A 13,768-nucleotide genomic window follows, 5' to 3' on the forward strand; every position below is an offset into this window, starting at 1 on the left:
AATGTCCCCATGAAAAAGAAACACATCGAACGCTGGTCACCCCTGCTGCTGTTGCTGGCCATCGTCATCGTCTGGGAAGTCATCACCAGCGGCTTCGGGGTGTCGGAGTTCATCTTCCCCAGCCCCTCGCGCATCTGGGAGCAGACGCTGGAGCACAAGACCACCATCCTCGGCCATGCGTGGCGTACCTACTGGGTGACGATGGCCGGCTTCGGCATTGCCATCGTGGTGGGTGTGCTGCTGGGCTTCCTGATCGGCAGCTCGCGGCTGGCCTACGCGGCCATCTACCCGCTGATGACGGCCTTCAACGCCCTGCCCAAGGCGGCCTTCGTGCCCATCCTGGTGGTGTGGTTCGGCATCGGCATCGGGCCCGCCATCCTCACGGCCTTCCTCATCAGCTTCTTTCCCATCATGGTGAACATTGCCACCGGGCTGGCCACGCTGGAACCCGAGCTGGAAGACGTGCTGCGCGTGCTGGGCGCCAAGCGCTGGGACGTGCTGGTGAAGGTGGGCCTGCCGCGTTCGCTGCCTTACTTCTACGGTTCGCTCAAGGTGGCCATCACACTCGCTTTCGTGGGCACCACAGTGTCGGAGATGACGGCCTCGAACGAAGGCATTGGCTACCTGCTGATCTCGGCAGGTTCTTCCATGCAGATGGGGCTGGCCTTCAGCGGCTTGCTGGTGGTGGGCATCATGGCCATGGTAATGTACGAACTCTTCAGCTTCATCGAAAAGCACACCACCGCCTGGGCCCACCGGGGCAGCCAGGGCGCTTGACACCGCTGGGCAGGCACGATGACACCCCAGCAGATAGAACGGCACCTGAGGCGAGCCAACGACGTGGCCCGGCGCGCGGCCAGCATGGGGCGCCACCCCTTCGGCGCCCTGCTGGTGGCACCGGACGGCGACACCGTGCTGGCGGAACAGGGCAACATCGACACGGTGCACCACGCCGAGGCCACGCTGGCACGCACCGCGTCGCTCAACTACCCGCGCGACTACCTGTGGAATTGCACGCTGGTCACCACCTTCGAGCCCTGCGCCATGTGCACAGGCACCATCTACTGGGCCAACATAGGGCGCATTGTTTATGGCGCCAGCGAAGAAGCCTTGCTGGCGCTGACGGGCAACCATGACGAGAACCCCACGCTGGCACTGCCCTGCCGTGAGGTGATTGCACGTGGGCAAAAGGCCATTGAGGTGACGGGGCCGGTGCCCCACCTGGTGGACGAGATGGTGGCGCCGCACCGGGGCTTCTGGGGCGAGCGACGATGAGCGACGTGCTGAGTCCACCAGACATGGCCGCCCACACGCCCAAGCACGCACAGGCACACAAGGCTTGGCAGGCCAGCCTGAGCATGAACTACGAACGCCAGGGCGCCAGCACCGTGCTGCACTACCGGCACAACGGGCCGCTGCGCATCTTCAAGAGCCTGTACCCCGAGGGTCCTGGCATCTGCCACAACGTGGTCGTGCACCCGCCCGGTGGACTGGTGGAAGGCGACCACTTGGCGGTGGACGTGCGCGTGGCCGAGGGCGCACACGCGCTGGTGTCCACCCCCGGCGCCACGCGTTTTTACCTGTCGGACGGCACACGGGCCACCCAGACCGTGCGTCTGAAGCTGGAGCGTGGCGCGCGACTGGAATGGCTGCCGCTGGAAACACTGGCCTACAGCGGCTGCAACGGCGTGAACACCCTGGAGATGGACCTGGCCGAAGGCGCGGAACTGCTGGCCTGGGACGTGCTGAGCCTGGGTCTGCCTGCATCTGACCAGCCGTTTGAGCGCGGCAGCTTTGTGCAGCGGATGGCCTGGCCCGGCAGGTGGCTGGAACATGCCCGCATGGCGGCGAGCGACACGCTGCTGCTGGACAGCCCCCTGGGCCTGGACGGCCAGCGCTGCCTGGGCACGCTGGTATTGGCCTGTGGCACACCTTTCACGCGCGAGCGCCGCGAGCTGCTGCTGGAGTTGCTGCGCGAGCAGATAGATGCGCACCCACTGGCCGCGCGCTGCGGCGCCACCTGCCCCAACGACCATGTGCTGGTGGTGCGCGCCTTGGCGCAACAGGTGGAGCCGGTGATGCAGCTGTGGCAAGCCCTGTGGGCCACGCTGCGCGAACACGCCTGGCAGCTGGGCACCATACAACCGCGCGTCTGGCGCGTATAAAGGTGGGTCATCAGGGTGGCCCGGGGCTGACGCATACTCCTTCCATGACCGACAAGCGCCTGCTCATCGACCGCGCCGCCTGCGTGGCCACTTTCGACCCTGCCCTGCCCGACCCAGCCAGCGAGTTGCGCGATGCATGCGTGCTGGTACACGGCAACCGCATCGAATGGATAGGTCCGGCCAGCGCGCTCACGCCGCAACAGCGTGACAGCGCTGACGAGGTGATCGACGCGCGCGGGCACTTGGTGGTGCCAGGGCTGGTGAACACCCACCACCACATGTACCAAAGCCTCACACGTGCCATCCCCGGCGTGCAGGACGCGGAGCTGTTCGGCTGGCTGCGTGGGCTCTACCCCATCTGGGCCGGGCTCATGCCCGAGATGGTGCAGGTATCCACCCAGGTGGCCATGGCGGAGCTACTGCTGTCGGGCTGCACCACCAGCAGCGACCACCTCTACATCTACCCCAACGGCGTGCGGCTGGAAGACAGCATTGAAGCTGCCCAACGCATCGGCATGCGCTTCGTGGCCACACGCGGCAGCATGAGCGTGGGCCAGAGCGCAGGCGGCCTGCCGCCCGACCGCGTGGTGGAGCGTGAAGACGACATCCTGCGCGACAGCCAGCGGTTGATCGAGACTTGGCACGACGCCAGTCACGGTGCGATGGTGCAGGTGGCACTGGCGCCATGCTCGCCGTTTTCGGTGAGCCAGGACCTGATGCGCGAGAGCGCGGCACTGGCGCGCTCGTACCGCCAACGCTTTGGCACGCAAGGCGTGCGCCTGCACACCCATCTGGCCGAAAACGACCACGACATCGCCTACAGCCGCGAGAAGTTCAACCGCACGCCCGCCCAGTACGCGCAAGACCTGGGCTGGCTGGGCGACGACGTGTGGCACGCGCACTGCGTGAAGCTGGACGACGAGGGCATATCGCTGTTCGCAGCCACGCGCACGGGCGTGGCTCACTGCCCCTGCAGCAACATGCGGCTGGCCAGCGGCATTGCGCCGGTGCGCCGCATGCTGAACGCGGGGGTGCCTGTGGGCCTGGGTGTGGACGGCAGCGCCAGCAACGACGCCGCGCACATGGTTAACGAAGCACGCCAGGCCCTGCTGCTGGCCCGCGTGGGCCGCGCCCTGCAGCCCCCCGAAATACGCGGCGGCCGCACCTTCTTCGGTTGCGACCTGGGCCCGGCCGAGATGACCGCGCGCGACGCGCTGGCGCTGGCCACGCGCGGCGGGGCGCAAGTGCTGGGCCGAGGTGACATCGGCCACCTGGCCCCAGGCATGTGCGCCGATCTGGCCATCTTCAACCTGGACACACTGGGTTTTGCCGGTGCCGCCGTGCACGACCCCGTGGCCAGTTTGCTGTTCTGCGCCAGCCCCACCGCGGCCTACACGCTGGTCAACGGACGTGTGGTGGTACGCCAGGGGCAGCTGACCACGGTGGAACTGGGGCCGCTGCTGGAGCGGCACAACCACTTGGCGCGCGAGCTGGCGCAAGCGGCGCGCAGGGGATAACGCGCGGTGCGGGCCAGCCGCGCGTTATCCCTGTGGCACCCATGGGTATTCCGGTCACAATACCCGGGATGAACCGGCACTCGGCCCTGACCCATGATCTGCGCAACGCCACCGCACTGGTGGTGGACGGCAACCCTGTCTCCCGCGGCATTCTCGTGTCGCAACTGCGCGACCTGGGGCTGAAAACCGTTCTGCAGAGCCCCCGCGCGATGGATGCCCGGCGGCAGCTTGAATTCCGCACCTTCGACATCGTGGTGTGTGAACAGAACTTCCCCAACGACACGACCACGGGGCAGGATCTGCTGGACGACCTGCGCCGCTGCGGCCTGCTGCCCTTCGCCACGGTGTTCATCATGGTCACCGGCGAAGCCAAGTACTCCCGCGTCGCCGAGGCGGCCGAGTCGGCGCTCGACTCCTATCTGCTCAAACCCTACACCGCCGCACGCCTGGAAGAGCGCATATACCAGGCACGCCAACGCAAGGTGGCACTGCGCGACATCTTCACAGCCATAGAAGCGCAAGACTTCGGCACCGCTGCGCGCCTTTGCCTGGAACGTTTCTCTCAACGCGGGGAATACTGGCTCTATGCGGCCCGTGTCGGTGCCGAACTCCTGCTGCGCACGGAACAGTACGACGCCGCGCAAAAGCTTTACGAGGCAGTGATTGCCGCCAAAACCGTGCCCTGGGCAAAGCTGGGCGTGGCGCGCGTCCAGCTTGAGGAGGGGCACGCGCAGGTAGCTGCCTCCACCCTGGACGGGCTCATCAACGCCGAGCCGGGCTACGCCGATGCCTATGACGTGATGGGCCGCGCCCAGATCGAGCTGGGCAACTTCGAGGCCGCGATGCAGTCCTACAAGATGGCCACCGACATGACGCCGGCGTCCATCAGCCGGCTGCAACGCCTGGGCATGCTGGCGCACTACTGCGGGCAGGCCGATGTGGCGGACGAAATGCTCTCCCGCGCGGTCCGCCTGGGGCTGGACTCCAAGATGTTCGACGCCCAGTCGCTCGTCTTGCTCGGTTTCATGCGCTTCAAGGCGAATGATCGCAAGGGCCTGCAACGCTGCCTAGACGACGTCGCCAACATGACGGAGAGACACCCCACCTCGCTGCGCCTGCGCCGCCTGCTGGACGTGCTCCAGATCGCCCTGCAACTGATGGACGCCCAGATTGCCCGGGTCCTGGAGATGGTCCGCGCCATGATGGGCCAGATCACCGCCGAGGACTTCGACTTCGAGGCTGCCTGCAACCTGATGACACTTCTGGGTGCCATGGCCGAGCAAGCCATCCAGATCGACGAGGTGGAGGACCGGGTCGTCGTGCTTGGCCGGCGCTTCTGCACATCCAAAGCCCTGACCGAGCTGCTGGCGCAGTCTGCCAGCGCGCACCAGCCTTACGCCGACAGGCTCACCACCATGTACTCCGAGGTCGTCGCCATCATCGAGCACGCCATGCGCCAGAGCCTGGCGGGCAACCCGCGCGCAGCCGTGGCCGAACTGCTGGCGCAAGGCCGGGAGACCTGCAACGCCAAGGTCATCGAATCCGCATGGGGCGTGCTCAAACGGTACGAGGACCGCATCGACGACGCCGAATCCCTGGCCACAGAAGTCCAGGCCTTGCGCACCCGCTACCAGACGCATGCCAACCGGCCGGCCATCGGCGACAAGAACCTCCGCCAGTCCGGTGGGGTGAGCCTGCGGCTGATGGATGCGAAACCCGCTGAGGCATGATGTCGGCATGGTGAACCCCGTCATACCCGACAACCTTCAACTGCATGCCGACCCTCTGGCCGACGGCATCGTCGAGCGCATCGTTGGCCAGGGGCATGCCCACCCCTGGTCCCCGGACGCACCGCCCTGGCGCCGCATAGCAAAGGCCAACAGCCTGCTTGCGCAGTGGAGCGACAACGCCAGCCTGGCTGACCCCTGCCAGCCCGGTAGCGACAGCGATGAAGACCGCGAGATCGCCAGCGCCCTGAACGACTACGTGCAGGCGGCCCGCCACCTGCCCGGCTGGGCAGACAACGACAAGATCCGCAGGGCCGAGAACGTCTTCCTTGACCACAGTGTGCTTTCCTGCACGCTGCTTTTCTGCGCCAGCCTGCCGCAGTGCTACGTGATTCCCGATCTCGCGCTCGTGCTGCACACTGCCGGCCAGCTGGAGGCCCACACGGAGCACCGTATCCGCTCCACGGCGGCCATGATCTTCCCGGTCATGCTGCCGGGCGGGCTGACCGATGCCAAGGGAACGGGCATCGTGCAGATCCTCAAGGTCCGGCTCATACACGCCACCATTCGCCACCTGATCCTGCGCGGAACGCCAGAACGGGCCGTGGCGCCAGGCGCTGCCGCCATCCGGCCCCCGCTGCCGCTGCCGGAAAATGCCCGGGGCTTGCACCAGACGATGTACCACCGGGGCTGGGACGTGGCCGGTCTCGGTCTGCCCTGCAACCAGGAGGAGCAGGCCTACACGCTGCTCACTTTCAGTCATGTGTTTCTGCAGGGGCTGCGCCAGTTGGGCGTGGGCCTTGCCCCCGAAGACGAGGACGCCTACCTGCACGCCTGGAACGTGGCGGGCCACGTGCTGGGCATACAGCCCACCCTGATGGCACACGACATGCAGCAGGGTCAAGCACTGTTTTCTTCCATGCAGGCCAGCGGCATGAACGAACAGGTTCAACCCGACCCGCGACCGGCCCTCACCGAGGCCCTCATGCAGACCATGGGCAACGCCATTCCCTGGCCACTCATCCAGCCATGGCCCCGCCTGCTCACACGCCGGCTGTGCGGCGCCGCCACCGCCCGTGCCTTGTCGCTCAATGCACAGGCCCCCTGGTATTCACGCGGGCTGTTCTGGCTGGTTCTGGCACTCTGCCGTGGAATCGATGCGCTGGCCAGGCTGGTATGGCCGCGCTTCTCCCTCTCGGGGGCCGTCACCCGAGTGATGGGGCGCCAGCTGATGGCCCAGCTGCTGCTGAACGAGACCCGCCCCCTCACCCTGCCAGAACACCTGCTCCACCAGATCAGGATCGCCGTCTCGCCGGAGGCCCCGCCGTCTCACGTGCCGGTCTGGCTGCACGCGGTCGAGCGACGGCTGGCGCCCGGACGCGCCACCGCAATCACGGGGTCGCCAGCAACGTGATCCGCCACCCGAGCTTGCCCAAGCCAATGCGGCTCGCCTCCTGGTGCGCCGGGCTGCTGCTGTTGGTGTTTTGCCTGGCAGCGAGGGCAACACCAGCCGCGCTCGTGCTGGACGACGCCACCCCGCGCATCGACGCCTGGCCTGCCCTCACCTGGATGGTGGAACCTGACTCGCCGCTGCACGCGCTCGAAGCTTTCGCGTTGCGCGGGCAGTTCACCCCGCCCGCCGGGCCGCGGCTCACCCTGGGCATTCAGAAGCGCCCCTACTGGCTGCATCTGCCATTGAACGTGCTTGCACAGTCGGACGGTCTCTGGCTGCTCGATGTCGACCACCCTCCCCTGCACCAGCTTGACGTTTACGTGCTGCACAGCGGGCAGGTCATTCAGCATGCTGCCCTGGGCAGTCTGCAGCCCAACACGGCAAGAGAACTCCGCACCCTGTCACACACCGCGACGCTGCAGCTGCGGCCCGGGCAGGCCTACGACGTCCTTATCCGGGTCGAGACCACCAGCGCATCCATCCTGCCCATCACGGTGCAAAAGCCCGCCGCCCTGCTCAACCAGGCCCTGGGCGAACAGATGCTGCAGGGCCTGCTCATTGGCCTGGCACTGTGCCTGATGGCCTACAGCCTGTTGCAGTGGATCAGCCTGCGCGACCCGCTGTTCCTGCTTTACGTGGTCATGACCTGTGGCAGCGTGTGGTTCTCTGCTTATTTTCACGGCGTTGGCGCGCAGTTCCTGTGGGGCGGCAACGTCTGGCTCGCCCGCCACTCGGGGGGGCTCTCCGCCATGCTGGCCACCTTCGGCGGCTTTCTCTTCATCAGCGAAATTCTTCAAACCCGCCTGCCCAGCCCCTGGCGGCTGCGCCTCATGCGGGGCGGCGCCGCGCTGGCATGCCTGCTGGCACTGGCCTACAGTCTGGACGCCTTCGACAGCCGCACCATGGCGGCCATCGTCACGGTGCTCGGGCCGGCCCCCGCGCTCATCGGCATGCCCGGCGCCTGGCGCCTCGCCCGGCGGCGCGACCCCATGGGTGCCACGCTGCTCGTCGCCTGGGTTGTGTACTTCGTGTCGATCTGGATCTCGGCAGGCGTCATTCAGGGCGGCCTGCCGGTCAATTTCTGGACGCAACACGCCCTCCAGTTCGGCGCCACGCTCGACATGCTGCTGTTCATGCACGTACTGGGTCTGCGCTCCAAGGCCATGCAGCAAGCCGCTGCAGCGGCCCACCAGGAGCGCGACCGCATGCGCTCGCTGGCCTACAACGACCCGCTCACCGGACTGCCCAACCGGCGCGGCCTGCACCTGGCCCTGGCCCATGCGCTCACGCAATGCACAACGCAACGGCCCTTGGCCGTGTACCTGCTGGACCTGGACGGCTTCAAACCGGTGAACGACCGATACGGCCACGACGTTGGCGACGAACTGCTCGTCGCCGTCACCCGCAGACTGCAAGACCACCTGCGCCAGGCGGACCTGGTGGCTCGCCTGGGGGGCGACGAATTCGTCGTTGCAGCCAAACTGCACTCAGGCCAGCAGGCGCAGGACCTGGGCCTGAAATTGCTGGAAGCCTTCCGCCAGCCGTTCACCATCGGCAAGGAAACCCAGGTCACCGTAGGCTTGACCATAGGCTACGCCGTTGCCCCGCAGGACGGCACCGACGGCATGGAACTGCTGCGGCTGGCGGACGCCGCCATGTACACCGGCAAGCAAAGCGGCAAGTTCTGCCTGCGCCGCTGCACCAGCCCAGCGTGATTTTTGGGACTGCATGGAATAAACCTGGCCCGGCCCGTGTTCACGTAGGGCAAGCCTGTTTATCCTCAACCTTGGAGCCGCCCCATGAACCGCCGTCCGTTTCTTCGCCTCCTGATGCCTGCAGCCCTTCTGGCCGCCACCCTTGGCGCTGGCTGCGCCAGCATGACCATGCCCGCGTCCGTCAAGGTCAACGACGGTGTGCTCACCGGCGCCAACGGCATGACGCTCTACACCTTTGACCGCGACGCCGCTGGCAGCGGCAAGAGCGTCTGCAACGGCGCATGCGCCACTAACTGGCCCCCGCTGCTGGCGGGCGACTACGCCCAGCCTAGCGGTGACTTCTCCATCGTCGTCCGGGACGATGGCCAGAAACAGATCGCCCACAAGGGCAAACCCCTGTACTTCTGGTCGAAGGATGCCAAACCCGGTGACCGCACCGGCGACGGCTTCAACAACGCCTGGCGCCTGGCCAGGCCCTGAACGCAGGATCAGCGCGCGTGGGCATCGAAAGCGCACTGCCCCACATTCCCCGGTTGCGCCGGTACGCCCGGCTGCTGACCGGCGATGCCACGCGCGCCGACGACCTGGTGCAGGACACGCTGGAACGCGCCTGCCGCAAGTGGAGCCTGTGGCAGCCGCGTGCCGACGGCAGTGGGCTGCGCGGCTGGCTGTTCTCGCTCATGCACAACCTGTACCTGAACCAGGTGCGCGATCATGGCCGCGACGACGCCCATGAAGAACTCGACGAATGGACCGAACCTGCCCACGACCCGCTGTCCCACGTGCCGGAACGGCTAGATTTGGAGCGTGCACTGGCCCGGCTTGCGCCAGCCGGACGTCAGGTTGTTCTGCTGATTTGCGTGGAGGAGCTCAGCTACACCGAAACAGCCCATGTGCTCGGCGTACCCGTCGGGACGGTCATGTCTCGCCTGTCGCGTGCACGCGAGCAGTTGCGCAGCCTCATGGCAGGCGAGGCACAGGCCCCTGCGCGCACCGCCTCCCTCAAAGTGGTTCGATGAAACGGTCCTTGAGATGAAACCCCAGCCCCCCTCTGACGTACAGGAAGCCGAGCTTCACGCCTGGGTCGACGGGCAGTTGCCCCCGGACCGGGTCACCGCCGTTACCGCCTGGCTGCTGCACCACCCGGCTGATGCCGAACGTGTGCGTGCGTGGCAGGCACAGCGCCATGCCCTGCAGGGGCTGGAGCGTGACGTGCTCGACGAACCCATCCCGCTGGCACTGGCGCGCGCGGTGCGCCCACGCAGCATCTGGCAACGCTGGTCGGCCGCCCCCTGGGCGCAGGGCATTGCTGCGGGCCTGCTGCTGGCCGTGGGCTTTGGCCTGGGGTGGCAGTTCCACCCGTCGGTGGTATCGGTGGCGGGTAACGGCGTGCCCGGTTTCGTGCGCGAGGCACGCGTCGCCCACGTCGTCTATGTGCCGGAAAAACGCCACCCTGTAGAGGTGGACGCCGAGCAGCAGGCACACTTGGTGCAGTGGCTCTCGCGCCGCCTGGGCTCCCCCTTGAAGGCGCCCGTGTTCGACGCCCAGGGCTTCCACCTCGTTGGCGGGCGGCTCCTGCCGGGTGAGGCTGGACAGGCACGCGCCCTTTTCATGTACGAAGACGCCCAGGGTGCCCGCGTCACGCTGCACGTCTCCACGCTGGACACCGACCCGGCCAAGTCCACCGGGGAGTTCCGTTTTGCCCGTTGGGGTGACACGCAAACCTTCTACTGGGTCCAGGGAGCGCTGGGCTACGCCCTCAGCGGCCAGTTGCCGCGCAACCGTCTGGCCGAACTGGCCAGCGCTGCACACCCGCAACTCATGCCCTGAGCCGCTCCGCCTGCATCAGCAGCTGCGCCGCCGCACTGGCTGCAATCACCTCAGGCTGCTTGCCCGTGATGCCGGGCAGCCCGATCGGACAAGTGACATGCGCCAGCGCCTGCTGCCCATGCCCACGCGCCTCCAGCCGGTGCCGGAATGCCGCCCATTTGCTTCGGCTGCCGATCAGCCCGACAAAGGGCAAGTCCCCGCGCTGGGCCTGCCGCCGCAGGCAGGCATCAACGATGTCCAGATCCTCCGCGTGGCTGAAGCTCATGATCAGCACCAGCGAACCCGGCGCCAGACCGGCCACGGCGGCCTGCACCGGGTCCGAGTACTCTGCCTCCACGTTATCCGGCAGATCAGGTGGAAACACCTCGTCGCGGCTGTCAATCCAGCGCAGTGCAAACGGCAAGGGCGCCAGCGCCGCCACGATGGCCCGGCCCACGTGCCCGCCACCGAACAAGGCGACCGGGTGGCCGCGGGCACACAGCAGGCGCTGCAACGTGGTCATGTCAGCGGCTTCCACCCACCGTGCCCGCAAATGCACGACGCCGCCGCAGCACTGGCCCAGGCTGGGGCCCAAGGCAAACCGCCGCACCTCCTGCCAGCCAGACGGCACGCCCTGGCCCAAGGCCTCGGCAGCCCAGTGCTGGGCCTGCCATTCCAGATGCCCGCCGCCCACCGTGCCGATCGACTCACCGCTGGCAAACACCGCCATCCAGGCGCCCACCTCACGCGGGACCGATCCCTGGACTGCGTCCACGCACACAAGCACCGCTGGCTCCATGGCCAGACGTTCCAAAAAGTAAGACGCATCACGCCCTGTAAAAAGCGACCGGTTCATGCCCCTAGTATCCGGCGTTTGGTAGCACACTGGCTCTGCGAATGCGCATAAACTGCCGACGCGACAGCGAATACTTCACCCCTGAAAAAGCCATGAGCCACGCCCCCCTGCCTCCCATCACCTCACACCTGCCCGCATGGCGCGGCCGCGGCGGCGTTTCACTCATCGCCGCTGGCGTGGCTGCCCTGTTGGCATCGTGCGCGGCCCCGCCGCCAACGCCCCCTGCAGAGGCGCCCGCGCCCGCGCCCGTGGCACCACCCGTGGCGGTGCCGGCGCCTGCCGAACCGGCGGGCAAGGTCTCCCTGGCCGCGTCAGCACGCGAATACCGGCGCGACGCCGCCACCCACCTCTACGAGCTCAACCGTCACCGCATCTACAAAGGCAAGATGCCGCCGCTGTTGCAGGCGGTGGGTGTCCTCCAGGTGGAACTCGATGCCCGGGGCAACGTACGCCGTCTCGACTGGATGCGCGCGCCCCGCCACGTACCCGCCGTCATGGCGGAAATCGAACGCACGGTGCGCGCAGCAGCCCCGTTCCCGGCCCCCCGGCGTTTGGGCAGTGTCACCTACACCGAAACCTGGCTCTGGGACAAGAGCGGCCTGTTCCAGCTCGACACCCTCACCGAAGGCCAGCGCTCCCAGCTTTGAGTCCGTCTGACTCGCCCGCCACGCAGAGCTACCCAGCGCGGCGGGCCATGCCTTGTGGCTATCATCGCGACATGGCCACCACCACCCGCCAGATCGTCGACTCGCTCACGCGCGCGATCGTCGAGCATCGCCTGCAACCCGGCGCCAAACTGGCCGAACAACGGCTGGCAGACCACTTCGGCGTATCGCGCACACTGGTCCGGCAAGCCCTGTTCCAGCTGTCTCAACACCGTCTCATCAAGATGGAACCCGCGCGTGGCGCCTTTGTGGCAACGCCCTCGGCGCAAGAGGCCCTGCAGGTGTTCGAGGTCAGGCGGATGCTGGAAATCGAGATGACCCGGGCCTTCGTCCGTCAGGTCACCCCCGCGCAGATCCTGGCGCTCGAAGCCCATGTGGCCGAGGAGCGCGCGGCCGTACAAAGCAACGACGTGCCCGGCCGCACCGAACTGCTGGGTGACTTTCACGTGCGCATGGCCGAACTGCTGGGCAACCAGGTGCTGGCAGACCTGCTGCGCGATCTCATCTCCCGGTGCGCGCTCATCACCTTGATGTACCAGAGCAGCAGGGCAGCGGCACACTCCAACGACGAGCACATGCTCATCGTCGAAGCCATGTCCCGCCGCGACGAGGCCCGGGCAGTACATCTGATGGAGACGCACCTGCGCAACGTCATGGCCAACCTCACTTTTGACCGTCAGCTGCCTACGGCAGACATTGCCCTGGCACTGGCCTGAACAGGCCCGGCAATCAGATCAGCTTCTGCTGCCGGTTGTGACGCACCGAGGACCACACCGAGGCCGCGATGAAGGCCACCCCGACAAGACCGGTGAACACCTCTGAAACGTGAACCACCGTTCCCAGCATCATCACAGCCGCCAGGGCGCCGATAGCGTAGTGGGCTCCGTGCTCCAGGTAGATGAACTGATTGAGCGTTCCCCGGTTGACCAGATAGACCGTCATGGAGCGCACGAACATCGCGCCAATGGCCAGCCCCAGCATGATGATGACCACGTCTTTGGTGATGGCAAACGCGCCGATGACGCCATCGAACGAGAACGAGGCATCGAGCACCTCCAGGTACAGAAAACTGGCAAAGCCCGAGCGCTGCACGGTCTTGACCACGGCCTCGCCCTCTTCTTCATCCTCGAACATGGCACCCACGGCGTCGACAGCCAGGTACAGCAGAATGCCGAGCACCCCCGCCACGAAAACGCGATCCTGGTCAGCCTCTGGCACCCACCAACGGGTCGAGAACACCACCATCAGCGCGATGAAAACGCTGATCTCGTCGAACTTCGCCGCCTTCACCAGGCGCCGCTCCAGCGGTCCCAGCCAGTGGGTCTCCTTGTTGCTGTCGAACAGGAAATTCAGGAACACCAGCAACAGGAACATGCCGCCGAACGCAGAAATCACCGGGTACACACTCGTCAACACCGCCGAATACTGCTCCGGCGCACGCAGCGCCAACTGCATCGTCTCGTAGGCACCTATGTCGGCCGATGTGCTCACGATCACGATGGGAAACACGAGCCGCATGCCGAACACGGCAATCAGGATGCCCACCGTGAGAAACAGCTGCCGCCAGAACTGGCTCATGTCGCGCAACACGCCCGCGTTGACCACCGCGTTGTCGAAAGACAGGCTCACCTCCAGCACCGCCAGGACGAAGGCCACCCAGAGCGCCGTCCACAGTCCCATGCTCGATTGCGACCCCCACCAGGCCGCCAGCGCCAGACAGACAAAAGTCACGAAAAACGAGAATCTGAATTCTTTCATTGCCCAGGCTCGCCACGCGGCCCCATGGTTGAACTGCGCCAATTGTCGCCAATTACCGGCACACGGCATGGTGGATACTGCGTAGAACCAGCCACGGGGCTTG

14 protein-coding genes are annotated in these 13,768 nt (G+C 66.5%); 12 read left to right on the plus strand and 2 right to left on the minus strand.

Annotated features, from left to right (window positions below; genetic code table 11):
- Positions 1-9 precede the first annotated feature (9 nt).
- The 10 genes from ACYVHH_RS17010 (at position 10) to ACYVHH_RS17055 (ending at position 10,407) form a co-directional block, all read left to right on the plus strand.
- On the plus strand, positions 10-777 hold the full coding sequence (locus tag ACYVHH_RS17010) for an ABC transporter permease (protein ID WP_460566403.1): 768 nt from the start codon (positions 10-12) through the stop codon (positions 775-777).
- Positions 778-795: 18 nt separating this feature from the next.
- The gene (locus ACYVHH_RS17015) at positions 796-1,275 is read left to right on the plus strand and encodes a nucleoside deaminase (protein WP_460566405.1); all 480 of its coding nucleotides are present in this window, start codon (positions 796-798) and stop codon (positions 1,273-1,275) included.
- Positions 1,276-1,298: 23 nt separating this feature from the next.
- Positions 1,299-2,165, plus strand: coding sequence for an urease accessory protein UreD (locus ACYVHH_RS17020; RefSeq protein WP_460566448.1), 867 nt, complete (start codon positions 1,299-1,301; stop codon positions 2,163-2,165).
- The gene (locus ACYVHH_RS17025) at positions 2,153-3,682 is read left to right on the plus strand and encodes an 8-oxoguanine deaminase (RefSeq protein ID WP_460566450.1); all 1,530 of its coding nucleotides are present in this window, start codon (positions 2,153-2,155) and stop codon (positions 3,680-3,682) included. The genes ACYVHH_RS17020 and ACYVHH_RS17025 overlap by 13 nt, the downstream gene beginning before the upstream one ends.
- Positions 3,683-3,750: 68 nt before the next feature.
- Positions 3,751-5,412, plus strand: coding sequence for a response regulator (locus tag ACYVHH_RS17030; RefSeq protein ID WP_460566407.1), 1,662 nt, complete (start codon positions 3,751-3,753; stop codon positions 5,410-5,412).
- Between the two features lie 7 nt (positions 5,413-5,419).
- Entirely contained in the window at positions 5,420-6,823 is a 1,404-nt protein-coding gene (locus ACYVHH_RS17035; protein ID WP_460566409.1) for an oxygenase MpaB family protein, read from the plus strand.
- A 26-nt stretch (positions 6,824-6,849) separates the two neighbouring features.
- The gene (locus ACYVHH_RS17040) at positions 6,850-8,577 is read left to right on the plus strand and encodes a diguanylate cyclase domain-containing protein (protein WP_460566411.1); all 1,728 of its coding nucleotides are present in this window, start codon (positions 6,850-6,852) and stop codon (positions 8,575-8,577) included.
- A gap of 84 nt (positions 8,578-8,661) precedes the next feature.
- Positions 8,662-9,057 (plus strand): COG4315 family predicted lipoprotein, encoded by a 396-nt coding sequence (locus ACYVHH_RS17045; RefSeq protein ID WP_460566413.1) that lies wholly within the window; start codon positions 8,662-8,664, stop codon positions 9,055-9,057.
- Positions 9,058-9,074: 17 nt separating this feature from the next.
- Positions 9,075-9,596, plus strand: a complete 522-nt coding sequence (locus ACYVHH_RS17050; protein ID WP_460566415.1) for an RNA polymerase sigma factor — start codon at positions 9,075-9,077, stop codon at positions 9,594-9,596.
- A gap of 13 nt (positions 9,597-9,609) precedes the next feature.
- Complete coding sequence (locus ACYVHH_RS17055; protein ID WP_460566416.1) at positions 9,610-10,407, plus strand: anti-sigma factor family protein; 798 nt, start codon at positions 9,610-9,612, stop codon at positions 10,405-10,407.
- On the opposite strand, the gene xdhC is transcribed toward ACYVHH_RS17055, so the two are convergent.
- Complete coding sequence (xdhC, locus tag ACYVHH_RS17060; RefSeq protein WP_460566418.1) at positions 10,397-11,242, minus strand: xanthine dehydrogenase accessory protein XdhC; 846 nt, start codon at positions 11,240-11,242, stop codon at positions 10,397-10,399. The two genes, ACYVHH_RS17055 and xdhC, sit on opposite strands and share 11 nt — an antisense overlap.
- Positions 11,243-11,334: 92 nt before the next feature.
- Between xdhC and ACYVHH_RS17065 the strand changes: the two genes are divergently transcribed.
- On the plus strand, positions 11,335-11,889 hold the full coding sequence (locus ACYVHH_RS17065) for a hypothetical protein (protein ID WP_460566420.1): 555 nt from the start codon (positions 11,335-11,337) through the stop codon (positions 11,887-11,889).
- Between the two features lie 71 nt (positions 11,890-11,960).
- Positions 11,961-12,623, plus strand: a complete 663-nt coding sequence (locus ACYVHH_RS17070; protein ID WP_460566422.1) for a GntR family transcriptional regulator — start codon at positions 11,961-11,963, stop codon at positions 12,621-12,623.
- 13 nt (positions 12,624-12,636) lie between these two features.
- Here the strand turns inward: ACYVHH_RS17070 and ACYVHH_RS17075 are convergent, their stop codons facing one another.
- Positions 12,637-13,665 carry a DUF475 domain-containing protein gene (locus tag ACYVHH_RS17075; RefSeq protein WP_460566424.1) on the minus strand — a complete coding sequence of 343 codons (1,029 nt, stop codon included), beginning with the start codon at positions 13,663-13,665 and terminating at the stop codon, positions 12,637-12,639.
- Between the last annotated feature and the right edge of the window lie 103 nt (positions 13,666-13,768).

It is taken from the genome of Hydrogenophaga aquatica (assembly GCF_054780915.1).